At 71.4% G+C, this 25,076-nt stretch carries 20 protein-coding genes; 10 read left to right on the forward strand and 10 right to left on the reverse strand.

The features are described 5' to 3' along the window. Positions 1 to 23 precede the first annotated feature (23 nt). From ACIRHA_RS17835 to ACIRHA_RS17845, 3 genes are read left to right on the forward strand one after another with little or no spacing between them, the layout of a single operon-like run. The gene (locus ACIRHA_RS17835) at positions 24 to 2,099 is read left to right on the forward strand and encodes a CHAT domain-containing protein (RefSeq protein WP_403846228.1); all 2,076 of its coding nucleotides are present in this window, start codon (positions 24 to 26) and stop codon (positions 2,097 to 2,099) included. Beyond that, on the forward strand, positions 2,099 to 7,213 hold the full coding sequence (locus ACIRHA_RS17840; RefSeq protein ID WP_403846231.1) for a hypothetical protein: 5,115 nt from the start codon (positions 2,099 to 2,101) through the stop codon (positions 7,211 to 7,213). The genes ACIRHA_RS17835 and ACIRHA_RS17840 overlap by 1 nt, the downstream gene beginning before the upstream one ends. After that, complete coding sequence (locus tag ACIRHA_RS17845; RefSeq protein WP_403846234.1) at positions 7,210 to 8,523, forward strand: hypothetical protein; 1,314 nt, start codon at positions 7,210 to 7,212, stop codon at positions 8,521 to 8,523. The genes ACIRHA_RS17840 and ACIRHA_RS17845 overlap by 4 nt, the downstream gene beginning before the upstream one ends. Here ACIRHA_RS17845 and ACIRHA_RS17850 read toward each other — a convergent pair. Together ACIRHA_RS17850 and ACIRHA_RS17855 are read right to left on the reverse strand one after the other, a co-directional pair. Further along, positions 8,495 to 9,715: an MFS transporter gene (locus ACIRHA_RS17850; RefSeq protein WP_403846237.1), complete on the reverse strand. Its 1,221-nt coding sequence runs from the start codon at positions 9,713 to 9,715 to the stop codon at positions 8,495 to 8,497. The genes ACIRHA_RS17845 and ACIRHA_RS17850 overlap by 29 nt on opposite strands. A 125-nt stretch (positions 9,716 to 9,840) precedes the next feature. Beyond that, complete coding sequence (locus ACIRHA_RS17855; RefSeq protein ID WP_403846239.1) at positions 9,841 to 10,236, reverse strand: DUF3662 domain-containing protein; 396 nt, start codon at positions 10,234 to 10,236, stop codon at positions 9,841 to 9,843. Between the two features lie 179 nt (positions 10,237 to 10,415). Between ACIRHA_RS17855 and ACIRHA_RS17860 the strand changes: the two genes are divergently transcribed. After that, positions 10,416 to 11,153: a GAF domain-containing protein gene (locus tag ACIRHA_RS17860; RefSeq protein WP_403846242.1), complete on the forward strand. Its 738-nt coding sequence runs from the start codon at positions 10,416 to 10,418 to the stop codon at positions 11,151 to 11,153. Between the two features lie 64 nt (positions 11,154 to 11,217). Here ACIRHA_RS17860 and ACIRHA_RS17865 read toward each other — a convergent pair whose 3' ends face one another. After that, positions 11,218 to 12,102, reverse strand: a complete 885-nt coding sequence (locus tag ACIRHA_RS17865; RefSeq protein ID WP_403846245.1) for a SigB/SigF/SigG family RNA polymerase sigma factor — start codon at positions 12,100 to 12,102, stop codon at positions 11,218 to 11,220. A 225-nt stretch (positions 12,103 to 12,327) separates the two neighbouring features. Between ACIRHA_RS17865 and ACIRHA_RS17870 the strand changes: the two genes are divergently transcribed. Further along, complete coding sequence (locus ACIRHA_RS17870) at positions 12,328 to 12,786, forward strand: STAS domain-containing protein (RefSeq protein ID WP_403846248.1); 459 nt, start codon at positions 12,328 to 12,330, stop codon at positions 12,784 to 12,786. A 27-nt stretch (positions 12,787 to 12,813) separates the two neighbouring features. Here ACIRHA_RS17870 and ACIRHA_RS17875 read toward each other — a convergent pair whose 3' ends face one another. After that, positions 12,814 to 13,425 (reverse strand): hypothetical protein, encoded by a 612-nt coding sequence (locus ACIRHA_RS17875; RefSeq protein WP_403846251.1) that lies wholly within the window; start codon positions 13,423 to 13,425, stop codon positions 12,814 to 12,816. 178 nt (positions 13,426 to 13,603) lie between these two features. Further along, complete coding sequence (locus ACIRHA_RS17880) at positions 13,604 to 13,762, reverse strand: hypothetical protein (RefSeq protein WP_403846254.1); 159 nt, start codon at positions 13,760 to 13,762, stop codon at positions 13,604 to 13,606. Between the two features lie 139 nt (positions 13,763 to 13,901). Here ACIRHA_RS17880 and ACIRHA_RS17885 point away from each other — a divergent pair, with 139 nt between their 5' ends. After that, on the forward strand, positions 13,902 to 14,771 hold the full coding sequence (locus tag ACIRHA_RS17885) for an arylamine N-acetyltransferase (RefSeq protein WP_403846257.1): 870 nt from the start codon (positions 13,902 to 13,904) through the stop codon (positions 14,769 to 14,771). 16 nt (positions 14,772 to 14,787) lie between these two features. Here the strand turns inward: ACIRHA_RS17885 and ACIRHA_RS17890 are convergent, their stop codons facing one another. Together ACIRHA_RS17890 and ACIRHA_RS17895 are read right to left on the reverse strand one after the other, a co-directional pair. Further along, complete coding sequence (locus ACIRHA_RS17890; protein ID WP_403846259.1) at positions 14,788 to 15,798, reverse strand: mechanosensitive ion channel family protein; 1,011 nt, start codon at positions 15,796 to 15,798, stop codon at positions 14,788 to 14,790. 144 nt (positions 15,799 to 15,942) lie between these two features. After that, positions 15,943 to 17,343: a GntP family permease gene (locus ACIRHA_RS17895; RefSeq protein ID WP_403846262.1), complete on the reverse strand. Its 1,401-nt coding sequence runs from the start codon at positions 17,341 to 17,343 to the stop codon at positions 15,943 to 15,945. Between the two features lie 284 nt (positions 17,344 to 17,627). On the opposite strand from ACIRHA_RS17895, the gene ACIRHA_RS17900 reads away from it, so the two are divergent. Further along, a complete protein-coding gene (locus tag ACIRHA_RS17900) occupies positions 17,628 to 19,343 on the forward strand; it encodes an ATP-binding protein (RefSeq protein ID WP_403846265.1) in 1,716 nt (571 codons plus the stop codon). After that, positions 19,340 to 20,014: a response regulator gene (locus tag ACIRHA_RS17905; RefSeq protein ID WP_403846268.1), complete on the forward strand. Its 675-nt coding sequence runs from the start codon at positions 19,340 to 19,342 to the stop codon at positions 20,012 to 20,014. The genes ACIRHA_RS17900 and ACIRHA_RS17905 overlap by 4 nt, the downstream gene beginning before the upstream one ends. Before the next feature lie 16 nt (positions 20,015 to 20,030). Here ACIRHA_RS17905 and ACIRHA_RS17910 read toward each other — a convergent pair whose 3' ends face one another. Together ACIRHA_RS17910 and ACIRHA_RS17915 are read right to left on the reverse strand one after the other, a co-directional pair. Continuing rightward, entirely contained in the window at positions 20,031 to 22,361 is a 2,331-nt protein-coding gene (locus ACIRHA_RS17910) for a penicillin acylase family protein (protein ID WP_403846271.1), read from the reverse strand. A 257-nt stretch (positions 22,362 to 22,618) separates the two neighbouring features. Next, complete coding sequence (locus ACIRHA_RS17915) at positions 22,619 to 22,936, reverse strand: hypothetical protein (RefSeq protein WP_403846274.1); 318 nt, start codon at positions 22,934 to 22,936, stop codon at positions 22,619 to 22,621. Positions 22,937 to 23,006: 70 nt separating this feature from the next. Here ACIRHA_RS17915 and ACIRHA_RS17920 point away from each other — a divergent pair, with 70 nt between their 5' ends. Both ACIRHA_RS17920 and ACIRHA_RS17925 read left to right on the forward strand, forming a co-directional pair. Then, positions 23,007 to 23,864, forward strand: a complete 858-nt coding sequence (locus tag ACIRHA_RS17920; protein WP_403846276.1) for a LysR family transcriptional regulator — start codon at positions 23,007 to 23,009, stop codon at positions 23,862 to 23,864. 389 nt (positions 23,865 to 24,253) lie between these two features. Next, complete coding sequence (locus ACIRHA_RS17925) at positions 24,254 to 24,598, forward strand: MerR family transcriptional regulator (protein ID WP_403846279.1); 345 nt, start codon at positions 24,254 to 24,256, stop codon at positions 24,596 to 24,598. An 80-nt stretch (positions 24,599 to 24,678) separates the two neighbouring features. Here the strand turns inward: ACIRHA_RS17925 and ACIRHA_RS17930 are convergent, their stop codons facing one another. Then, positions 24,679 to 24,987, reverse strand: a complete 309-nt coding sequence (locus tag ACIRHA_RS17930; RefSeq protein ID WP_403846282.1) for an SCO5918 family protein — start codon at positions 24,985 to 24,987, stop codon at positions 24,679 to 24,681. Between the last annotated feature and the right edge of the window lie 89 nt (positions 24,988 to 25,076).

The following is a 25,076-nucleotide window of genomic DNA, read 5'->3' on the forward strand; positions in this document are numbered from 1 at the left end:
GCACGATTTTCGGGGGGCCGGAAATGCCCGACGTAGTTCTTCGTATCACCGAGGACCAGGTCCGACTGCACACGAACTCCGGTGAGTTCGACTGGGCGTTGGGCGACGAGCTGGTGAAGGTCGCCCGCGATCCGACAGGCATCGCGGGCGCGGAGTTCACCGCGGCGCTCGAACCCGGAGCGGCCCGGGAGCAGCGGACCGACATCGGGCTGCGATTGCAGCAAGGGGTGTTCGACGCGGCACCGGCCGGTCTCTGGGCCGGGTTGCAGAACGGGGTGACCGAACGGAACCCGCTGCGCGTCCGGGTCGACATCGAGTGCCGGGCCCTGGTCCAACTACCCTGGGAACTGATGCGCGACAAGCGGCAGGCGCTGTGGCGCAACAACCGGGTGCTGCTGCGCCGGGGACGCGTCGTCGCCGCCGCCGAGACTCCCCAGGAGAACGCCAGGGGTCCGCTGCGGGTCCTGCTCGTGGTGTGCAATCCGCGTGACCGCAGACTCCTCGCGGACCACGAGCTGGCGATGATCGGCGCGGCACTTACGCAACTGCCCGGGCGGCTGCACACCGAGGTGATCGACGGTCCCAGCCTGCGTGAACTCATCGCCGAAGTGGACCATGTGCGCCCGCACGTACTGCACTTCATCGGGCACGGCATGCGTGCGGTCGCGGGCGACATGGGCGGGCTCCACTTCAATGCCACACAGCCCGCGGCCGACTCCCCGGACGCGGAGCCGGACGGGCCGGAGGAGACCTGGACGCTCGGTCCCGAACAGATGGATCACCTCTACGGTTCCTGGACGCCGCGGCTCGTGGTCCTCAACGCCTGCCGGCTGGCACACGCACCCGCCGCCGAGTTCGCGGGCCTGATCGACACCTGTCTGGAGCGGGGCTCCTCAGCGGTGGTGGCCATGCAGGCCGACATCGACTCGCCGGCCGCAGCCGAGTTCTCCCATGCGCTGTACGAGGGCCTCGCGTGTGCCCGGTCGATCGATGCGGCCATCACCGCGGCCCGCAACCATCTGCACATCGATGACCCTGACGGCCCCTCGTGGGCGCTCCCGGTCCTTCAGTGCGGCGTGAAGGACCCGTCCGACGTGGTGAGGGTCGAGTTCGGCCATCTGGAGCCGGAACTGACGCGGATGAACCGGAGTTGGCCGTTCGCCGAGCTCGCGATGTTCCTGGGGCGGGCCAAGGAACGCCGCACGGGCTGGTGGGAGCAGCCCGACGAAGCGACCACGGTCCCACCGGACCGGCTGCTCGCCATCACCTCCGCCCAGCAGAAGTGCGGCAAGACGTGGCTGGCCAAGTGGTGCCTGCTGACCTGCATGCTGCGCGGCGAGGACATCACGTACATCGATCTCGCCGAGTACACGGGCCGGGGCGACGGCGGCGAGCCGGTGACACTGGACTGGCTGGCGGTGCTGCGGGCGCTGCGCGAGGCCTGCATGGACAAGCGTCAGCCCGACTCCATGAACTCCACGGACTTCGCACGGTTCAACCAAGTGCTCAACCTCGCCGCCCAGGGCGGCAGGCAGTGGGCCGAGCGGATGCCGTCGTCCGAGCTGGACCTCGGCCACTCCTTCTCGGTGGACGCCGACCGGCATGCCGAGCGGCGCCGGGCCGAGATCTTCGACGCCTTCCTGACCACCCTGCGGAACCGGGCCCTGGCCAGGCGCCGTCCCCACCTGCTGGCCATCGACAGCGCCCAGCGGATCAGCGAGTCCGATTTCCGCAGCGCGCTCCTGCCGCTGCTGCTCGGCCCCGTGCAGGAGCTCGGCGACGATTTCCCGCTGCGTATTCTGGCCGTGGCACCGCAGAGCTGGGCGGGATTCAGGCATCTGCAGGAGTTCATTCCTGGTGCGCCCGTGGTCCTGACCGACTTTCAGCTGCACGACTACAAGCGCCTCGCCAGGGAGTTCTGGGAGCGCAAGCTGCAGGAGAACAAGCTGCTGAAGCGCCTGAGCTTCACGGACTTCGAGGCACTCCTGGACCGTATGAAGGGCAACCAGCAATCCTTCCACGTCGGGATGTACCAGCGGGTCCTGGACACATGGCTCGACATGGGTGGCATGGGCGGCGGCATGAAGGAGGCGGGCTGATGTCCGATCCGGACGAGCGTCTCGCGGCCGCGTTCAGCGAACTCGCCGACCGGCTCGGACAGGGCGAGGCCCTGGACGACATCCGGCGCGCACTGCTGCCCGCGGAGTGGACGAACACACTGCGGGCCGCGGCCGTCGCGCGGCTCTTCGACGAGGAGACGTACGCGGTCATCCGAGAGTTCGTGGGCGGCACCCCGCCCGGCCTCACGGCCCTGTTGGAGCGCGGCGCCGTGGAGGAGATCCCCGGGCACCGGCTGTGCTACCAGGTCCCGGACGCGGACCGCCCCGCCTATCTGCTCCCCTGGCTGGAGGAGACCAGCGGCCCGCCGTATCCCAAGCAACTCATGGAGCTGGAACGGCTGTTGAGCGAGCACTGGGGTTCGCGGGGCAGGCCGAACGAGCGGCTGCGTCATCTGATGCTCGTCGATCCGCAAGGCGCCGCCGCACTCTTCGAGGAGCTGTTCCTCGCAAGTGACACCAAGCGTGATTTCACCCGCTGCCAGGACCTCGTCGACGTACTGACGGATCCGGACCGGGCCCAGATCGCCCCGCGCGCGCTCCTCAAACTGGCCGAGGACCGCGCCGGATATCTGCGGGCGCGTACGTACTGGGCCGCCGACTACGCCCGCTGCGCCCAGTTCCTCGAACCGGACGGGCTGTGGGAGCGGGCCAGGCGGCTGCTCTCCTCGCAGGGCCCGCGCGTGTGGCAGATGCACGGCGCGGGCGGCACCGGCAAGACCATGCAGCTGCGCTGGCTGGTGTCGCGGCGTGCGGTCACCGCGGAGGCGGACATCAATTGCGCCCGGATCGACTTCGATGTCGTCGATCCGCTGAATGCGGCGCACTGGCCCTGGCTGCTGCTCCTGGAGGCGGCCGAGCAGCTCGAACAGCGTTTGCCGCAGCGGGTGTTCACCGGTCTCGACAAGTATGCCGCCTACCGTTCGCTGCTGCGCAGGCCCACTTCACGGTCCGCCAAGGAGGCGGCCCGCGGCATCCGCTCGCAGGACGAGAGCCGCATCGGTCGCGAGGTCGTCGAGGCCTTCACCTCCCGGTTCAACAAGAGCTTCGGCACGGAGGGGCCCGTGCTCCTCGTGGTGGACACGCTGGAGGAGGTCGTCCTGCGCAGCGCCTCCCACACGGACGGCCTGCTGCGGCTGCTCGGCGAGACGGTGCGCGCCTGCCCGGCGCTGCGGCTCATCCTCTCCGGGCGCCAGGATCTGAGCATCCGGCACGGGCAGGCCCTGGCCTCGCTGGGCGACTACGAGAACGTTCAGGTGGTGCAGTTCACCCCCGACGAGGCGGACCGCTATCTGCGCGACGTACGCGATGTCCGGCACTCGGAACTGCGGGAGATCATCGTGCGCCGCAGCTCCGGCATGCCGTTCCACCTCGCGCTGTTCGCGGACGTCACCGACCAGAACCCCGAGGTCACCGCGGAGGAGCTGGGCAGCCTGCGCGATCCGCTCATCCGCTACCTCGTCAAGCGGGTGCTGCGGCGTATCGAGGACCCGGTCGTCCTGTGGCTGGTGCGCTACGGGGTGATTCCCCGGCGGCTGCGCCGCGAGCACGTCCACGACATCCTGCGGCCGCATCTGGAGAAGCGGATGACCGCGGGACCTGCGGAGATGGCGGACGATCCGCTGACCGACGCGCATCAACTCCACGACGAGGGTGCGGTCTTCCCGCCCGTGCCGCCGCCGGACCGGGAGCGTCTCGACGACGCCTGGGAGAAGCTGCTCAAGTACGCGGGCGGTTCCTCCTGGATCAGCGAGGTCGCGGGCGACGAGGAGTCGGTGGTCTTCCACAGCGTGGTCCTCGGCCCGATGCGCGACCTGATCTCCGACAAGAACGTGTTCACGGAGCTGCACCAGGACTTCGCGCAGCGCTTCGAGGAGCGGGCCGCCGCCGCGGGCGAGGCCGATCCGGAGAACTGGGCCTGGTATCTGCGCGAATCCCTCTACCACCGCTTCCAGATGCGGGATCCGCGGGCGCCCCGGCGCTGGCGTGCCGCGATGGAGCGCGCCTGGGCGGGCGGGAACACCGACCAGCTGCGCGGTCTCGCCGAGGAGATCCTCGGCGACGAGTACGTGGACCGCGACATCCCCCGCCAGGTCCGCGGCGGCACCGTCATCACGTTCTCCCTCATGGCCGAGGCCCATCTGAACATCGCCTACGCCCAGTTCCGCGAGGCCATGGCGGAGGGCACGCCCTCGGAGGCGCACGACCATGTCTGGGCCGAGATCGAGCTGCACCTGACACGGGCCGACGAACTCTTCGCGCAGGGCGGCATCGGCGCGGAGGACCGGCCGCACTCGGTACGTGAGGATGTCGTACGGTCCGCGCTGCTGGGCCTGGGCGGGAACGCGGGGGACGCCGTGCGGCTGCTCGACCGGTGCGTGCTGTCCCGCGCGGAGCTTCCCACGCTGGAGCGGCTGTGGGCGCTGAGCATCCGCGCCGCGCAACTGCGCCTGCTGCGCTCCGGGGACACGGCGGCGGCGTACCACCAGGTCCTCGTGTTCGCGCGGGAGATAGGTCAGCGGGGCGTGGCGGCGACCGCCGCGTCGGCGGAGGCGGCGCAGCGTCGGCTGATGGGCGACGTGGGCCGCGCCATCGAGCTGTACGCGCAGGCCGCCGAGCTGCTTGAGGAGGCCGGGATGCCGACGTTCCAGGCCGTCGCCCAGCGGGCGGGGCTGCTGCTGCGCTGCCGCCGTGCGGAGCAGGCCCTCGGCGTGCTCGACGCGGCGCGTGTCGGCACGGCCGCGGAGCAGGCGGACAAGGCGCGGCTTCAGGCCAAGGCGCAGCTGCTGCTGGGCCGCGAGGAGCCGGCGCTCACCGCGATCCACCGGGCCGATATCGCCGCGGGGCAGTTGCAGGGCGCCGAGCGCTACCGGCATCTGGCGCAGAACGCCCAGCTGCGTGGCGTCGCGTTCGGCGAGCTTCAGGAGCTCTCCGAAGCCAACGACTGGTTCACGAGCGCGGCGGGGCTGTGGTCCGAACTCGGCTACCTCACGGGCGAACCCGAGTGCCACTATCTGTTCGCGCGCTTCCTGCTGCGCGACAGCATGGATTTCGCCTCCGCGCACCGCCTGCTGGAACCCAAGGAATCGCCGGGCCAGGAACCGGAGTTCGCGCTCCGCCTGCACCTCCTCGCCCGCGAGTGGGCGAAGCGCACGCACGGCGTGACATCGGTCGAGGGCCTGCCCGTGCCGTACGGGGAACTGCCCGCGCTCGTCCGCCCCTTGCAGGTGCTGTGCCGCATCGCAGCGCTGACCGAGGACCAGGCGCCCGGGGAGCATGTGCGGCAACTGACGGAGGCGCTCGCCGAGGTGCGGCCCGCCCAGGCGCGCCTGGCCACGCTGCGCGACCTCGTCGACAACCCGGCCCTCGAGCACCGGGTGCCCTGGCAGCTGCTGCGCCCCTTCTACGAGATGACGGACGACGGGGACCATCCCGATCAGGCGCTGGCCAGGCTCCTGATCTCCCAGGTCGGCGGCGACGATCCCGCGCGGCTGAAGCGGGCGGCGGCGGGCCTCGTCGAAGGGGCGGGCGAGAACCGGCTCATCGTCTGGCGGTGTGCACGCATCGCCGCGCGCCTCGGCCACCGGAAGCTGGCCGTCCGGCTGCTGCGCCGGGTGCCGTGGGAGCAGCCACGTACCGTGCCGAGCGACGCCCCGCGGGTGCCGCACGCCCGGCTCGCGCTCGCCGCGCTGGTGCTGCTCGCCGGGATCGAACCGGACCGCACCGCGGCGGTCCGGGTGTTCAATCGGGCCGTCGCGCTGGCCTCGCACACCGGCATCGTCCAGCACAGTCTGCCGCTGACGCTGACCGAGTGCGCGCGCCGTGTCCAGGTCGACGGCGTGCCGGAGCGGATCAAGGAGCTGCTGCTCAGCCTGAGCTGGCCGGTGATGCGCGATACGGACCGCCAGGAAGATCTGCGCCTCTTCCAGGACCGGCCGGACGAGCGGACGCTGGTGCTGCGCCGGCGCCCCGACATCGACCCGGTGGACGACGAGGCCTCGCCCCACCCGGCGAAGCTGGCCGCCTGGCACGCCGACGAGTGGCTGCTGCGCGCCGCCCTGAGCAAACCCACGCTGCGCCGGCTGCGGTTCGCCCGGCTCGAGTCCGAGGATCCGACGGCGCACGCCCTGCCCTGGGAGATGACGTTGCAGCACGCCCTGGACGCGGCGGGCGACGGCGAGCAGCCGGTGATGTACCGCACGCTGCCCTCCGCGGCCCGCCACATCGACGTGCGCTGGCTGCAGCTCCGTCTGAACCGGCGACTCGGCGTGAACCTCGACGTGGACGGCCTCGTGGGGCCGGAGACCCGCAAGGCGCTGAACCGCATCCAGTTCGGGGACCCGACGGCGGGGTGTCCGCTCGTCGGTCCGGGGACCAGGCGCGCGCTGCAACGGGACGAGACACGCGAGCCGGGGCCGCGCAAGGTCCTGGTGTTCAGCACGAAGCAGGAGGAGCGGGTGGTGCCTCTGGCGTACTGGCAGCGCCGTCTCCACCTCCAGCAGCGCCGCTTCCCGGTCAAGCTGGTCGTGGTGGATTCGGTGCGCGATCTCGCCGGCCGTCTGACGTCTCCCCCGGACGGCACGGACGTCCTGCACATCGCCGCCCCGCTGCGGCAGCGGGACGGGATGCCGTATCTCGAGTTCTCGCCACCGGGCCATGCCCGCCGTCTGGAGAGCAAGGCCCTCGGCTCGGACCTCTTCCCGAGCCAACTGTCGCGCTGGCTGGCCGGGTTCGAGCCGGGGCGCACGCCGCTGGTGGTGCTCGAACCGCCGTGCCCGGGCTCGGAGGTGGACCTCCACGTCCAACTGGCGCTGCGCAACCTCTTCGCCGCGCAACTGTTCCGGCTCGGCGACTGCCCCGCGATCGTGTGCACGGGGCTGTTCCCCGACGGCGGCCTGGAGCACGTGATCACCTTCTACCAGGCGTTGTCCGAGGAGGCCTCCGTGGCGCGCGCGGTGGGCGGCATGCGCGCGGCGATCGGCACCGGTGAGGAGGACCGGGGCACCACGTTCGAGACCAACGAGGACGCGCTCCGGGCGACGGCGCTGTACGCGGCGTCCTCCGCGCTGCTGCGCTGCCCGATGGGCCAGTCGTGACATCGCCGGAGGACCTGGAGTCGCCGAGCCACCACCGGGCGGAGCTGGAGTCGCTGCTCGACGGGCTTGCCGACGAACTGACCGCCTGGCGGCGGCTCACGGTCGGCGAGAGGCCCCTGCTGGAGAAGCACCACAGCCAACTCCGTTCGGTGGAGGCGATGTTGAGCGAGGGCATCGCGGTGGCGCGTGCCGAGCTCGTCACCGGTGCCGGAGCGGCGGGCCTGCCCGTCCTGGTCCTGGACCTGCACCACGTCTGGGACTACTTCCGCTCGAAGTTCGCGCTGCGCAGGCTCGAGGAGTACCGCGGCTACCTCGACGCCGCGGACGAACTCGCCTGGGCGTGCTACGAGGGCCCGCTGAAGGCGGCTCTCGCCACTGGGGCCACACGGTCCAAGGAGCCACCACTCGTGTCGTTCAGCCGGGATCCGGCGCCGCGTGCGCACCGGCGCGGGGGCCAGTACCGCGATCTGTTGCCGCGCGGCGGCATGCACACGCGCGCGGGTGTCCAGCTGGTGCGCAGCCTGCCGTTTCCGGTGATCGACGTGCCTTGGTACTACGGCTCGCATGTGCCCGCCGTACTCACCGTCGCGCACGAGGTCGGCCATCACATCGAGGACGACTTCGGCTTGGCGGAGACGATCGCCACGCGCCTCGCGGGGACGTCACTGCCCGAGGAGTGGAGCGGCGAGGTGTTCGCCGACGTGTGCGCGAGCCTGGCCTGCGGGGTGGCGTACCCCGCGATCCTCGCGGATGTCCTGAGCGCGCTGGGGCCCGAACCCGCGGGACAATCAGGGGAGTTGACGGCACACCCGCCGCTCGTCACCCGCCTCCGGATCTGTCGCGCCGCCCTGGACCTGGCCGGTCATGAGGTCCCGAAGGCATGGCCCGCGCCGGTCGCCGAGGTCTGGGCGGATCCCCCGTCGACGAAGGTGGCGGCGGCCCTCCTCGACGACGGCTACCCGCAATTCGCCTGCCGCCGCCTCCCCGACCTGCTTCCCTCGGTGCCGGTGGGCCGGCTGCACGCCGACCGTTTCCTCGCGGGGATGCCGTCCGGCCTCTCCCTCGTCCCCGGTGTGTTCGCCGCGGCGGCGCTGGCATTTCTGGTCTGCCCTGCGGAGTACCGGGCCCTCCGCGTCGGCGCCCGGGCAGTCTCCGAGGCGGGTGCGCTACGCCCCAAGGGGCCACGCGCCAAGCAGCCGACGGACACCACCACGACGGCTGGAGCCCCATTGCTACGGGCGCTACGAGCGGCAGGCACGGACCAGTGGGCGGGAACCGAACTCAGGCCGCCGTCCCGCGCCGATCCCTGACGATCGACCGGCTCATGGCCACCACGCCCACGGCCGGCCCCACCGCGAGCACCAGCAGCGCGACCCGCCACGAGGTGTGCGCGACCAGTACGGGGACGCCCCACAACGTGAGCGCGGTGGTCGAGTAGCCGAGCGCCAGCTGCAACGACAGTGCCCCGCCCACGTATTCGGGGTCGGCCCGTTCGGTGACCAGCGCGGAGAACTGGGCGGAGTCGGCCACCACCCAGAACCCCCAGAAGACACACACCGCGATGACCGGACCCGACGGCATCGCATCGACACCGGCAGCGAGCAGCAGCGCGGCCCCGCCGGAACAGACGAGGCAGAGCCGCGCGGCGGAGGCACGCCCCCACCGGTCGCCGAGCACCCCGCCCACGAGGCACCCGAACGCGCCGACTCCGATGCACACGAAGGCGATGGTGGACGCCAGCGCGTCCGTACGACCCGACTCCTGGACCACCGGAACGCTCGCCAGCAGCGACGCCACCGTGCCCCACATCGCGTACAGCTCCCACATGTGCCCCACGTACCCGAGGTCGGCGAGCACGACATCGCGATTGCGCAGCGACCGCAGGGCGCCCCCGACCGTGACCTTCCGCCGCGGGAACGGGTAAGGCCCTGGCGACCGCAGGGCGAGGGCGAGCGCGCCTCCGCACGCGCCCATGACAGACGTCACCGCGATGACGAGGTGCCAGTCCACGCCCCCGGCCGCGTTCACGGCATGGGGCAGCGCCGAGCCGACGGTGAGCGCGCCGATCATGACGCCCAGCGCCTTGCCCCGCCCGGCACGGAACCACGTCGCGGTCTCCTTGAGCGCGGGCGGATACACGGCCGCGAGGAAGAACCCGGTGACCAGCCGCAGCACGACGGCAGACCCCAGCCCATCGGCGAGCAGCACACCAAGGTTGGCCACCGCGGCACCCACCGCTCCGCCACACATCAGAAACCGGTTCGCGACCCGGTCGGCAAGACCGGACATCGCCGACGACACCGCCCCCACGACGAACCCCAGCTGCACGGCGACGGTCAACAGCGCCCCGGAACCGGGACTCAGCCCCCACTCCTCCTTCAACTGCGGGAGCACGAACGACGCGGAGAACCACACGCTCATCGACAACAACGTGCTCGCCGCGACCACGGCCAGCGCGACACCGGGCGCCATCCGGGACGTCTCGCCAGGACGCTGCTCCATGCCCCTCACACCTTCACCAACTCCCCTTGCGGACGTGCGGTTGGTGACATGGTGCGCACGGCCGGCGGAGTTCGGCCAGAAGCCCTGCGACATCCCCGCCGTGCGGTCCCGGTGTGGCGGGTCGTTCACTCGCCCCGGCGTTGCGCCATGAGCGGTGCGATGCGGCTGTGGACGCGGAAGCGGCCGAGGGTGCTGCTCGTCGATGGCTTCAGGTGGACGGCCACGGGGCCCGCGAAGGTGTAGCCCGACTCCGCGGCGTGCCGGCGGACCTGGACGGAGAGGTGGCGGCCCACATCGCCGCCGTGCGCGGCGAGTTGGAGGTGGACCGGCGGGGGCAGTTCGACGACGAAGGCGTTGGGGACCAGTACGCGTTGCCGTCCCAGGATGAGCGCCCGGTCGTCGCAGTGGCGGCGGAGTATCGACACCACCTCGCCCCGCTTGCGTCGGGGCGGAAGCAGCCGGGCCCACATCGTGTCGGTCCAGCGTTCCATCGTCCGTTCCACGTCTTCGACCAGTCTCATCGTGTTCGGCTGCCCGTCGCCGGGGGCGGGACACTCGTCCGATGGGGTGGCCGATCGCCGTCGCCCGCACGCACGTACGAGACCGCGGGACCGGGGAGTACGCGGTGGCACATCGGATGCGTGAGATCGACGTACCAGTGGTAGACGGACTCCCACCGCTCCGGAAGGGATGTATGCGCATGTTGGAGGAAGGCCCGTCGATCGTTCATGATGTGTCGCTCGCGGCGGCCGTGGGACGGCGCGCCCTGCCGATACGGCTGTGCACGGCGTTCGCCCGGTCATTGGGCGCACAGCACACGACGATGTCCCTGTTCCCCTGTCTCGAGCAGTGGCAGTTGCTGCACGCCAGTGACGAGGGCGCCTTGCGGGCCGAGGCCGCCCAGTTCACGCACGCCGACGGGCCGTCGGTCAGCGCCGCGTTGGAGGCACGGACCGTCTACGTCCGCGAGGTGCACGACCACGACGGCCGCTCGCACGCGCCGGACTGGTCCGACGATCTGCCCGGGGTGCGACACGTCCTGGCGCTGCCGCTGCACCGTGAGTTCCGGCCCGTCGGTGTGATCTGCCTCTACTTCACCCGCCCCACCCACCTGACCGCGGCACACATCGCCGAGGCCGAGCGGGCCGCCGCGCTCGCGCGCGAGGAACTGCTGCGCTGGCGCCCCGCGCACGCGGACCCCGCGGGCCCCCAGCCGGTCTGGGCCACCGACACCCGCGCGGCCCGCTGGGAGCGGATCCACCGGGCCGCCGGTTACGTGGCCGCGCGCGAGGACTGCGCCGTCGGTGACGCGCTGGCGTGGTTGCAGGCGGCCAGCACACGTCAGAGGCAATCCCTGCTCGACACCTGTGACCTGGTCCTGCAGCCCGCCGGAGCGCATCCGGGCGAACACCGGGGCACCCCTGTCGCCGTGCCCTGAACACCGCCCCCGTGGGCGGGCCCCGCCGCGCAGGACCGCTGCGGCGGGGCCCGGTCGCCGCGGCCTACTCGCCGAGCCGGTCCCGCAGCCGGTCCAGGACGCGCGTAAGAAGACGGGACACCTGCATCTGCGAGACGCCCAGTTCGCGTCCGATCTCGGCCTGCGTCATCTCGTCGACGAACCGCAGCGCGAGGAGGGTGCGCTCCCGCGGCGAGAGAGCGGCGATCAGCGGCTTGAGCGCCTGAAGGTTCTCGGCCTTGGCCAACTCCGGGTCGTGGCAGCCGATGTGGTCGGCCAGCGTGTCGTCGACGTCGGCGTCGGCCGACCAGTCCAGCGAGGCGGCGGTGCAGCCGTTGGCCGCGGTCAGCCCCTCGGTGAGCTCGTCCTCGTCCAGGCCCAGGTGGGCGGCGAGTTCGGCGACGGTGGGCGCATGGCCGTTGTCCTGCTCGAGGCGGGTGTTCGCCCGGTCGATGTGGTGGCTGAGCTCCTGCAACCTGCGGGGAACGTGGACGGCCCAGGTGGTGTCACGGAAGAAGCGCTTGATCTCGCCCATGACGGTGGGCAGGGCGAAGCTGGTGAACTCCGCTCCCCGGCACAGGTCGAAGCGGTCGATGGCCTTGATCAGGCCGATCGTTCCGACCTGCACGACGTCTTCGTAGGAGTCGCTGCGCGCCCGTAGGCGGCGCGCGGCGTAGTGCACGAGGTTCAGGTTGAGCTCGACGAGGTTGTTGCGTACGTATGCGTACTCATGGGTGCCCTCCTCGAGTTCGCCGAGCCGGGCGAACAGCGCCTTGGACAGTTCGCGGATGTCCGCCGCCGTGCGGCCACCCGTGTCGGAGAGTGACAAGAGGCCCGGCGCTTCGGCCGCCGGGGCCGCACCGCCAAGGCCGGACGTATGTCGTTCGGGTGAATCGGGACGCTGGATCGCCTGGCTGTCGGCCTGGGGCATCTTCGTCGCTCCCTCGTGCGGAAGGGCACTCCCCCGTCGGGAGTGCGGCGTTCACGGCTCCTACCCACCACCCCCCGTTACACACCTGTAACTTGACGCTCCGTCACACGAGTGGCGCAGGTCTACGGAAAGACTGCGCTCATTGATGTACTTCTGCGCGTACGCGGGAAGGACCGGGGCATCCGAGGAAGACACGTCGTATCCATTCGACTCACGGGAGGCGCGATGTCCACGCAGGCCGGCCGCCTGTCCGTCACAGATCTGGCGAGGTGCGAGCACTGTGCGGTGCTGCGCGTGAGCGGGGAACTCGACCAGAACTGCGAGCAGTTCTTCCTCCGCGCGATCGGGACTCGCGTGCTGTCCGGGCACCGGCATCTGGTGCTGGACGTCACGGCGCTCACGTTCTGCGACTCGCGCGGCCTCAACTGCCTGCTCGCCGCCCGCTGGCTGCTGCAGCGTCGCGAGGGCCTGCTGTTGCTGGCCGGCCCCGGACGCCGACTGTCCGATCTGCTCATCCAGACCGGCAGCGATGAACTGCTGCCGTGCCATTCCACCGTGCGCGGGGCCCTGGAGGCGCTGCCCCCGCACCACCGCCCTGTCTGGCCGCCACCGGCCCACGACGACGAGGCCGCCACCGCACCACCGGCAGCCTGCGCGGCGGACTGGGACCGGGCGGGCGGCTGACCGCACGCGCCCGCCGCGCCCGGACGGTCAGGCCGCGGCGGGCACCTCGCAGGGGCAGGGGACGTACGCCAGGCCGAGTTCGCCGTCGACGGCGCGGCTGGTGCGGGTGGCCGCGTCGGCGACCTTCTCCCACGAGCCGTACTTGGCGTGCAGCTGGTCGGCGGTGGGGCCGAGGGGGTTGCCGTACTTCACCATGTTGCGCGCTTCGAGGACGCGGACCTCGTCCGGTGTCATGCCGGCCCGGGTGATCTCCTTGGCGTCGTTGCGCATGTCGACCAGGCGGCGGGCGATCTCCTCGGGGCTGCGCCCCTCGGCGCGCATCGTGCACCCTACGCGGTCCATGTCGCCGATGAGGTCGAGATAGCGCATGCGGATGTCGCGCTGTTCCACCCGCTCGTCGGGCGTGGAGCGACGGATCTCGCACACCACGGGCTCCGGGCTCGTACACGCGCCGACGGCGGGCGGCTCCTGGGACAGCGGGGCCACGACGGCCGAGCCGCCGCAGGAGGAGTCGGCGCAGTGAGCGGCCGACGCGGCGGGCGCGGCGACGAGGGTGGCGGACAGGGCGGTCGTCAGCGCGGTGGCGGCGACCAGGGCGGCACGCCGCAGGAGCCGGGCGGAGGTGAGGCGCGGAATCATGCCGCCAGTCTTCGGTGTGGGCACCACCTTGAGCGGGTGGCGCGCCCACGGGTCACACCAGCGGGCGAGCGAGGACGGCTCGTAAGTGGATGAGACCGGCGGCGCCCCCTCCGAGGACGCGGCCGGCGGCGGTCCCGGCGTGGCCGTGCGGAGCCCCACCGGATCCCAACAAGCCTATTCAGCGCGGCTGTTGGGGTCCCCGCAGCAGCGGGTCGATCAGCCGGCGCGGATCATAGTCGGAGTCGCTCTCGTGGCCGATGCAGAGTTTGCCGATGCCACGCAGGAGTTCGTAGGCCCGCGCCCTCGCCGTCAACCGTCTGGGCTGCTTCCAGCTCACCCTCGACCCCGACTCCGCGCGGCGGCTGTGGGAGCTGTGCGAGCGGATGCTGAAGGTGTGAGCCGTCCTGGCGTGGTCCGGGAGCGGTTCAGGGGCGCCGTCCGGAATAGCCGCCGAGCCCGACGAGGTTGTCCCCCACATGTGGAGCAGCGAGCAACTCGACCTGGACACCTACCTCACCCGCCTCGGGTACGCGGGCGACCGTGCGCCCACCCTGGAGACACTGGCGGCGCTGCAGCGCGCGCACGTGCTGACCCTGCGGTGGGACACCCTCGACCCGTTCCTGTACCGCGAGGTGCGGATCGACGTGCCGTCGGTCCAGGACAAGCTGGTGCGCAGGGGCCGGGGCGGCTACTGCTACGAGCACACCGTGTTGTTCGCCGCCGCGCTGGAGGCGCTCGGGTTCCGTTTCACCGCCGTCTCCGCGCGGGTGCAGCTCGGCGCGGACTCCGGCACACCGCGCCCGCCGACCCACGCGATGCTGATCGTGGACCTGGACGGCGGGCGTTGGCTGGTCGACATCGGTTTCGGCGCCAGCCCGCTGGCGCCCATCGAGCTGGTCGACGGCGGCCGCGTGGAGAGCGGACCGTGGCCGTATCTGCTGCGCCGGCAGGTCATCACCCACGGTGCGGAGGGCTGGGCGGTGCACCAGCGCGGTGACGGTCCGGAGGGTCCTGAGGGCTGGACGGTGCGGCAGGTCTTCACCGAGAACCCGCAGTACCCCGTCGACTACGCGGTGGGGAACCACTTCGTGGCCACGCACGAGCGCTCCCCCTTCGTCACCCGCCCGTACATCCAGCGCCTGCGCACGGACCGGCACGACACACTCGACGCACTGGTGTGGACGACGGAGCGACCGGGCGGGGAGCCCGTGACGGAGACCGTCCCGCCGCACGAGGTGCCCAAGCTGCTCGACGACGTCTTCGACATCCGCGTGGATCCCGAGGAGGCCGCTCTGCTGGTGACCCGGCTGACGGAACTCGATGCCGCGCGGAACCCGGCCACGTAGTCCCGGGACCCCGCGCTCAGCGCGCCGTCGGGACGTCCGCGCGGTCGTCCTGCGCGTCGGCTTCCTTGCCGCCCCGCACCCACACCGCGCGCTGTGGGAAGGGCAGTTCGATGCCGGCCGCGTCGAGGGCCTCCTTGGCCCGGCGGCGCAGCTCACGCGTGACCGCCCACTGCTTCAGCGGCGCGGTCTTCACGACGAGCCGCACCACGATGCCGTCGGCCTCGATGGACTGCACACCCCACACCGACGGGTCCTCCAGGAGGACACCCTTGTAGTCGTGGTCCGAGCGCAGCGACATGCCGGTCTCCTCCAGTACGGCGAAGACCTTCTCCAGGTTGGAGTCGTACGCCACCGACACGTCGAGCACCGCGCGGGCCCACTCCTGGCTGTCGTTGCGGACCCGCATGATCTCGCCGTTGCGGATGTGCCACAGGCCGCCGTTGAGGTCGCGGACCTGGGTGAGCCGGAGGCCGACGTGCTCGACCTCGCCGATGGCCTCGCCGAGGTCGACCGAGTCACCGACGCCGTACTGGTCCTCGATCATGATGAGCATCCCGGCCAGATAGTCGGCGACGAGGCTCTGCGCGCCGAAGCCGATCGCCAGTCCGACCACGCCGGCGCTGGCGAGCAGCGGGCCGAGCGCGATGCCTATCTGATCGAGGATCATGGCCAGACCCATGACGGAGACGACGATCGTCACGATGCTGCTGAGCACCGAGCCGATGGTGCGTGCCCGCTGCTCGCGCCGCTCCTGCGCACGGGTGGCGTCGCGCTGGAGTACGGCGGGGCCACGGGTGGTGCGGCGCGGCTCGCTGTCGTGTTCGTTGGCCTCCAGGACCTTGTTCACGGTCCGGGTGATCGCCCGCTGGGCGAGCGCACGCACCAGCACGGCGCCGAGAACGATCAGGAGGATGCGAAGCGGTACGCCCACGAACGTGCCGAGGTTGTCGCGCAGCCACTCGGGTGCGCCGGTCACCGGGTTCTCGCTGCTGAGGGCGTACGACGTCAGCGCGTCATGGGAGGACACGGGGCGGGCTCCGTTTCGTGGCGTGCGGGGCAAGTACTCGGCGCCTGAACCTATTTACCGATCTCCACCGAGGTCAAAGCCGTGGAGAGGAGCACGTGGAGCCTTCACGTGTCCCGACGGGACCTTCGCATCCTCCTCACCGTGTCAGGCCAGCAGCGACAGCAGCAGTGTCATCAGCAGTCCGCAGACACTCACCAGTGTCTGGATGACGGTGTGGGACTTGGTGGCCTGCCCCAGTGTCATCCCGAAGGACTCCTTGACCAGCCAGAACCCCGCGTGGTTCACGTAGTTGAGGCCCACGGAACCGGCACCGATGGCGACAACGAGCAGCGAGGTGGCAAGACTCGACTCGGTGGCGGCCATCGGGGCGAGCACCCCGGTGGCGGCGACGATGCCCACCGTCGCGGAGCCCGTGGAGAACGACAGCAGCAGCGCCAACAGCCAGCCCAGGACGAGTACGTTGAGGTGTGCGCCCGAGGCGGCCGACTCCACCGCCTTGCCGATGCCGGAGTCCTCGAGGACCTGGTTGAACGCGCCGCCACCCGCGATGATCAGCAGGATGCCGGCCACGGACCGCAGGCTCTCGCCGAGGGAGTCACGGATCGCCTCGCCGCCCGCGCCACTGGGCAGTGCCACGACGAACAGCGCGAAGAGCAGCCCGAAGAACATCGCGACGACCGGCGAACCGGTCAGGGCGAGGGTGTGCCGCAGCCCGGCGGGCAGCGCGGGCACCAGGTCGGCGATCGTGTTCAGGAGCATCAGGACGACGGGGACCAGGACCGCGGCGACCGCCAACCCGGTGGGCACACCGCGGCGCGCCGGTCCCGGCTCGGGGGTGTCACCGCCCGCGGTCCGCTCCCCGGTGAACTGGGCGACGAGCGTGCTGTCCGGGCGCACGTCGAGGCGCGGCGCGATCCACCGGCCGTAGACGGGGCCCGCGAGGATGACTGTGGGTATCGCGCACACCAGGCCGACGCCGATGGTCAGCCCGAGGTTGGCGTGCAGGCCGCTCACACCGATCAGCGGTCCCGGGTGCGGGGGCACCATGCCGTGCAGGGTGCAGAGGGCGGCGATCGCGGGGGCCGCGAGGTATACGTACGGGGAGCCCTTGATGTCGTGGTTCTCGCGCAGCCGCTGCGCCACGCTGAAGATCAGCGGCAGCAGCACGATCAGCCCGACCTCGAAGAACATCGGGATACCGATGACGAAGGCCGCACCGGCCATGTACCAGGGCAGGGACCGTCGGCCTGCGCGGTCGACGATGAGCCGGGCGATACGGTCGGTGGCTCCGGAGTCGGACAGCAGCCGGCCCAGCATCGCTCCGAAGGCGAGGGTGACACCGACGTCGCCGAGGATGGAGCCCGCGCCCGTCTCCAGAGACTCGGCGATCTTCTCCGCGGGTTCACCGGCGGCGACGGCCGCGGCGAGCGAGACCAGCGTCAGGGCCAGGAAGGGGTGCATGCGAAGCCGCGTGTTGATCAGTGCGATCAGCGCGACGATGGACAAGGCCAGGATGGCCAGGAGCCCCCAGGTGTGCGTGGTCACCGGCGGCCTCCGCGGGTGCTGTCGCGGAGGGCGTCCCTGGCCTCTGCGGTGGCTGGTGTCATGGGGGAACTCCTGGTCAAAGCGCATCGGGCAAGGGTGGGCCGGCGAACGCACACGGGGTCGGCCGGCGGATGATCCGGGTGAACGTATCCCGCGCCGATCCGCGCCGAACAGGTTGCGCGCGCAAGCCGCGAAACCCGCCTTGTGCGGGTTGTGCTCATTGAGTGCACGCTCGGAGCGGGGCCCCCGACGGCCCCGCGGGGGGCTGCGGATACCGTCGCGACGTGAGGTTCTCCAGGTCCATGCGGTGGCGCGGTCGGCGCCTGCGGCTGCGTACCCAGGTACTGCTGCTGCAGAGCGCGGTCGTCGCGCTCGCCCTCACGGCCGCCTTCGGGGCCTTCGCATACGTCAACGATCAGCATGTCGAGCGCGAGTACCAGCTGCGGGCGCTGGGGGTGGCCCGCACCGTCGCCGCGAATCCCGTCGTCCGCACGCAGGCGGCCCGCTACTCCGTGTCCGGTGACGGGCGTCGCCGGGCCCGCGCGGAGCGGGACGTCGCCGCGCTCGCGGACGGGCCGGTGCAGGCACTGGCGCAGGCCGCCCGGGCCCGTACCGGCTCCCTGTTCGTCGTGGTCACGGACGACCGCGGCATCCGCATCGCCCACCCGCAGCGGAGCCAGCTCGGACGCATGGTGAGCACCGACCCGTCGCGCGCGCTGGCCGGGCACGAGGTGCTGGACCACGACCACGCGCACCTCGGCGAGGAGATCGTGGCGAAGGTCCCCGTCTACGCCCCGCACAGCCGTCGCGTGGTGGGTGAGGCGAACGCGGGGGTCGCCGCCAGCCACGTGCACGACCAGGTGGTCCGCGTCCTCCTCGTCGGTCTCGCCTGCCTGGCCGTGGCACTGCTCGTGGGTGTGACGGCCTCCGCGGCGCTCGCCCGGCGATGGCGGCGGCTGACCCTCGGCCTGGAGCCGGAGGAACTGGTGGGTCTCGTGCAGGAGCAGGAGGCGGTGCTGCACGGTATCGGCGACGGCGTCCTGGCCCTGGACGCGCGGGAGCGGGTGACCGTCGTCAACGACGAGGCGCGGCGACTGCTCGCGGTGGACGGCCCGGTGGGCGCCCCGGTGTCCGAATGGGGCCTCAATCCACGGGTGTTGGCGGTGGCCCGCGCGGCCCGGCCGGACGGCGGGGGCGGTGAGCCTGTGGTGACCGCTGCGGGCGAACGGGTCCTCGTGGTGTCGGCCCGGCGGGTGCGCCGGGCCGACCGGGACCTGGGCACGCTCGTCACCGTCAAGGACCGTACGGACGTCGAGTCGCTGACCCGGCAGCTGGACGCGGTGCAGGCGATGGGGTCGGCGCTGCGTGCCCAGCGCCACGAGTTCAGCAACCGGCTGCACGTGGTGGCCGGCCTGGTCCACGGCGGCCATCTGACCCAGGCGGCCCGCTACTTGGAGGAACTCCTCGGCACGGGCTCGACGGCGGTCTCCCTGCCCGGTCTGGACGCGGTGGACGACACGTACCTGCGCACCTTCCTGCGCGCGAAGGCGGCTCAGGCACGGGAGAAGGGCGTGGAGCTGGCCCTCGGCGAGGGCACCTGGATCGACTCCCCTGTCACCGAGCCGGTCGATGTCACCACCGTCCTCGGCAATCTGCTCGACAACGCCGTGCACGCGGCGGGCGAGGGCGGCCGCACCTCACGTCAGGTGGAAGTGGAGCTGATGGCGCACGGCACGACGCTCGTGATCACCGTGGCTGACAGCGGCGACGGCGTCCCGGCGGACCGCGCCGAGGACATTTTCACGGAGGGTGTCTCCTCCAAGGAGGACACATCAACGCCCGGCGGCCGGGGCGTCGGCCTCGCCCTGGTGCGGCAGATCGCACGGAGCCGCGGCGGAGAGGTCGACCTGGTGACACCGGGCGGCCCGGTGGGCGACGAGGATCCCGGCGGCGCCGTGTTCGTGGCACGGCTGCCGGGCGTACTGGAGGAGACACGGTGAGCGCGAGAACCACGCTGTCGGTGCTGGTCGTGGACGACGACTTCCACGTGGCGGGCCTGCACGCATCCCACGTGGCGCAGGCCCCCGGATTCACGGTGGTGGCCACCGCGCAGTCGGCCGAGCAGGCGCGCGAGATCGTACGGGAGCAGGCGGTCGACCTGGCCCTGGTGGACGTGTTCCTGCCGGACGCTTCCGGCGTGGACCTGGTCCGCGAACTGCCCTGCGACTGCTTCGTGTTGAGCGCCGCGACGGAGGGAGGGACCGTGCGCGCGGCACTGTCGGCCGGCGCGCTGGCCTATCTGGCGAAGCCGTTCCCTCCTCAGCGCCTGATCGACCGCCTGCGCGGCTACGCCCGCTACCGCCGCGCCCTGGACTCCCCGCAGGTCGACCAGGACACGATCGACGAGGCGGTGGCCACGCTCTCGGCGCCGCCACCGCACCGCGACCGCCCCACTGGCGCGCACGCCGCCACCCGCCAGCTGGTGCTCGCCACCGTCCGGCAGGGCGATGGCGCCCTGTCCGCAGCGGAGGTCGGCCGGTCCATCGGCATCTCGCGCGCCACGGCACAGCGCCACCTCGCGGGACTGTGCACGGACGGCCTGCTGCGCATGCGACTGCGGTACGGGGCCACGGGGAGGCCCGAGCAGGAGTACCGTCCGGCGGCGGGTTGAGGTGCTTCGGGGCGCTCTACGCTTCGGCGGGGAGGAGCCGCACACGCCGTTCGGCGATCTTCTCGACGGCCGCGCGGGTGTAGGCGAGCGGGAAGTACTCGCCCTTGAGCCAGGGTTCGGCGAGGTCGCGGTAGTGCGGGTCGTCCGGGTCGCCGGACTGGCCGGGGGTGTTCACCGCCACGGACGAGTCCCAGTCACCGACGTCCAGGACGACCCGGAACGAGGGGCCGCTGGTGTGCAGGAAGTCGCTGGTCCGGTACGTCGCCGCGTTGACCGTGTCCGGGGAGCCGCCGCTCGGCATCGGTCCGACGTCGAAGCGGGCCCGGTCGGCCTCGCTGAGCGCCGCCGATGCCGGGTGCTGGAAGAGGCTGTGGTGCAGCGCGCCCCACTGCCACGTCCGCTCGTCGTCCCCCAGCAGCTTGCGTACCTCGGCGTAGGCCGACCCCAGCGTGTCGAGCAGCAGCCGGTCGCGGGCCGCCCCGTCCTTCAGCCACCGTCCCGGCTTCTCCAACTCGCCGAGCAGGACGAGGGTGTCGGCGTCCTCGATCAGCTCGGCGGCCTTCGGCACCGCGGCCCGTACGAAGCCGGGCCCCAGGTGCCTGGACAGCCACACCTCGAACAGGGCCGCCTCGGCGGAGTCGGGTGATTCGACGGCGTCCCAGTCGCGCAGCAGGCGCAGGGCCCGGCGGCGGTCGGGTTCGCTGCTGTCGAGGCGGGACAGCAGGGCGGTCAACCGGCGTGCGGGTATGGACAGTTGGTCGTGCTGGAGTGCTTGCGAGTCGGCGATGGTGTGCTTGCGCTGCTTCGAGAGGACTTCCACGATCCGCTGGTGGCGGAAGGGGTTGGTCCACTCGTAGCCGAGCCCCATGTCCTGGTATTCGGGCGGCAGGTTGAACTGGTTGGCGGTGGCAATGAAGCCGTCGGCCGGGTTGAGGGTGCGTGGCAGGTCGTCGCCCGAGTAGAAGCCGTCCCACTCGCAGCGGCCGTCGCCGGGCACCGGGAGCAGGCCGTCGTAGCCGACCCGCTTGGGCGCGAGCCCGCCGGGCACCCAGCCGATGTTGCCTTCGACGTCGGCGTAGACCTGGTTCTCCGTCGGGGCGCCCCAGTTGCGCATGGCCTCGGTGAACTCGCGGTAGTTGCGGGCCCGCATGTAGGCGACGCTGCCGAAGTACGGTGACGTGCCCGCTTCCAGCCACGCGGTGCGCACCGCGTAGGCGAGGTTGTGCTCCTCGTCGACGTGGATCACGGGGCCGTGCCGGGTGAAGCTCAGCTCGGCGGGGTGGTCGTCCTCCCCCGCCACCGGGATCCGCTCGCGCAGCACCTTCAGCGGCTCCCAGCCGTCCTGGTAGCGGTATCGGGAGCGGTCGTCCGGGTCCAACTCGTAGACGTACAGGTCTTCTTGGTCCATCGGGAAGATGGTCAGGCCGAAGGCGACGGTGCCGTTGTGCCCGATGGAGATGCCCGGCAGCGCGGGCTCCCCCGCGCCGATGACATCGAGGCCGGGCGCGCTCAGGTGCGCGAGGTAGCGCAGGGAGGGCGCCGAGTAGGAGCGGTGCGGGTCGTTGGCGAGGATCGGCCGGCCGGTGGCGGTGCGCTGCCCACCGATCACCCAGTTGTTGGAGCCCTCGGTGGTCGCGTCGCGCACCACCGCACGACGTACCGCCCCTTCGCTGAACTCCACTTCCTGGGTCGCGAGTTCGAAGACCTTGAGCACGCCGTCGGGGAGCACGCACGGATCGAAGCCGTCCGGCACGGTCGCCTTGTGGTCCGGCTGCAGCCCCTGACGCACCAGGTCGGCGTCCACCCCGGCGGCGCAGGCGACCTGGGCGCGCTTGACCTCGCTGGTCAGGTTGCGGGTGAGGCCGTGGCTGCGGATGCGGACCACGTCCTCGGGGTCCCAGTGGGCCGGCCGGTAGCCGAGGAGGCCGAATTCCTCGGGGAGTTGGTCGGGGTGGGCATCCAGCCAGTCCACGTAGGCGTTGATCCCGGCGGTGAACTGCGTCGCGATGCGCTGCGCGTCCTCGGCGTAGCGCGCCCACTCGACGTCCATGTCACCGCGGTACAGGAACAGGCGGGTGGCCCGGTCCTGCGCCACATAGTCAGGTCCGAGCACGTCGGCGAGCCTACCCAGTCCCCGCCTGCGCCACAGGTCGATCTGGAAGAGGCGCTCGCGGGCGGCGTTGAAGCCCTGCGCGAGGAACACGTCGTGCTCGTTGTCGGCGTAGATGTGCGGTACGCCGTAGCGGTCCTCGATGAGCTCGACCGGGGCCCGCAGGCCCGGTATCCGGTAGTTCCGCGGGCTGGCCGATGCCGCACCCGCCGGCGCCGCGCCCACGACATCGGCCATCACGCCAACTCCCGACATTCCCACCGCCGTTGCCGCCAGTACCTGCCGCCTGGAGAACCGCCCCTGCCCGGCATCCGCCACAACAACCTCCTCGTCGGTCAACTGCTCGGCACGCCCGCGCATCAGTGCGCGGAAGATCCCTCACACAGACGGGCACGAGGTTAGGAGGAAGCGGAACCCAGGACGAGGGGCGCGTCGTTTCGTTCATATTGGCCGCGGGCCGGGCGGCGGGGCCGCCCGGCGTACTGACGCGACGTTCAGTCCAGCGGCGCGTGGTTCACCCAGGCCACCTTGTACGGGTACCGGGCCTGCCAGCGGTGGATCAGCTCCCCGGCGCCGGGGGCGGCGAACGCGGCACCGAGTGCGTCCACGTCGGCCGCGCCGAACTGCACGACCGCCGTGGCGATCATCGCGGGGATGCCCTCCTCACCGGGAACCGGAATGTGCCGACGGGTGGCGGACGTCTGGATGTGACCGGAGTCGTCCATGACCTTTTCGATGTCCCGAAGGAATTGGTCGAGCTCGGCGTCGGGGATCGGGCCGTCGAAGGACACGAGCATCGTGTGGTGAATCATGCGGCCATCGAACCGCGGGACAAAGGGTTCCGTCCAAGATCCGCTCGGCCTCGAACGATAACCTGGAGGCATGGCTGAACTGGAGACAAGGGAGATCGAGTACGTCGTCGCGGTCGCCGAGGAGCTGCACTTCGGCCGCGCCGCCCAGCGCCTCGCGATCGCGCAGCCGGCCTTGTCGAAGGCGGTCCAGCGCGTGGAGCGGCGGCTCGGCGTCACGCTCTTCGTCCGCTCCAGCCGCCAGGTCGCGCTGACACCGGCGGGCGAGGCGCTGCTGCGGGACGGCCGGTACGCGCTGGACGCGGTGGCCGCCGCCGCGGAGCGGGCCCGTCGGGCCGCGGGGTCGGGGACGCGACTGCGGCTCGTGCTCAAGCCGGGTGGTGACGCCGGTCTGCTGTCGGCGATCCTCGCCGCGTACGCCGAGGGCTCCGACGCACGCCGGGTCGAGATCGTGTTCAGCGGGCCCACCGACCGCGCGGCACAACTGCGCGACGGACGGGCCGACGTGGGACTGCTGTACATGCCGTTCGACGATCTGGAGGGCCTCGACCACGAGACGCTCCGCGTCGAGGAGCGGGTCGCGGTCCTGCCCGCCGCCCACCGCCTTGCCGCCCGCGACGCGGTGCGGCTCGCCGATCTCAAGGACGAGCCGATGCCGCGCTGGAAGGGTGTGCCCGGGATCGGGGGCGACGGCGGGCCCGGCCCCGAGGTGAAGGATGTCGCGCAGCTGATCCCCCTGGTGGCGGTGGGCCGGGCCGTGGCCGTCCTGCCCCGCTCACTCGTGCACCCGGTCCCGCCGGGCGTGGTGTGCGTACCCGTCACGGACGCCCCCGAGAGCCGCCTGGTGCTGGCGTGGCCACCCCACGCGGGACATCCGCTCCTGCGGGCCTTCGTGACGGCGGCGGTCGGGGCGGCCGCGGCGCGCGGGTGACCGGATCCGCACCGGCGAGGAGCTTTGCCCGCGTGTTCGAGGCGGATTAACTCCTCTTCGAACACGCAAAAATCTATGCTGGCTGGAGTAGACATTGGATTGCGGCCTGGGTATGGTTCTTCTCGTTACCCGAGGAAGAACGGAGGAGCAGGCGCCATCAGGATCGCCCGGGCGGAAATCGTGAACCCGGGTACCGCAGGACATCGATAGTGAGGTGGTCTCCGGTCAAGCAACCGCGATCCCCGCGGCCCCGACAGCAATACGTCCGGGCATGCGGAAACAGAAGGCCGGCGAAGTATGAGGACCGGCAGATGGTGTAGAAGTTCCTTCGGGGCCCTGGTGCCGTTCGGCACCAGGGCCCCTCAAGCATGTTCCACAGAGAGGTGCAAGTGACAGCAGACGACTCGTTCGGGCGTCTCGACGACGACGACTACCCCGCCTACACCATGGGCCGGGCCGCCGAAATGCTCGGCACCACCCAGGGCTTCCTCCGCGCCATCGGCGAAGCCCGCCTCATCACCCCGCTCCGCTCAGAAGGCGGCCATCGCCGCTTCTCCCGCTACCAGCTGCGCATCGCCGCGCGCGCCCGGGAACTCGTCGACCAGGGGACGCCCGTCGAGGCCGCCTGCCGCATCATCGTTCTGGAAGACCAGCTCGAGGAAGCCCAGCGGATCAATGCCGAATACCGCCGCTCCGAATCCGGGGGCTCCACGACCACGGTCGAGAACAGCTGATACCTGAATGACAGTGGGGCCCGACCGGCGTACCGGTCGGGCCCCACTGTCATTCAGGTATCAGTACCCTCTTCGCCGGTTCAGGCGGGCGTGGTGGTGCCGAGCATCGCGGAGGCCTGCTCGAGCGGGTCGCGGGCGGGCTCGGGGGCCGGCTCGGGGGCGGCGTGGCAGGTGAAACCGAGCTTGGCCATCGCCCGGAGGACCTCGGCGGCGGTGAAGTCACGGCGGTCCTGTCGGGTGACGACCTGACCGACCTGCTTGGCGGGGTACTGACGGCGGCCGATGGTGACGGTTTCGCCGGTGCTCGGTTCGGGCTTGATGCCCTTCATCGATTCCAGCACGCCGTTCTTGGTGAGATCGAACGGGAAGCGGGCGATGACGCAGCGCATGGAGCCTCACAAGGAGTAGGAAGAGCGGGCGGGCCGGGGTGAGACAGGTTCAGCGGGGAAAGCACGAAGGCTACCGAAGGCGTGTTCTG

It is taken from the genome of Streptomyces sp. NPDC102360, from assembly GCF_044766085.1.
GTDB lineage: Bacteria > Actinomycetota > Actinomycetes > Streptomycetales > Streptomycetaceae > Streptomyces.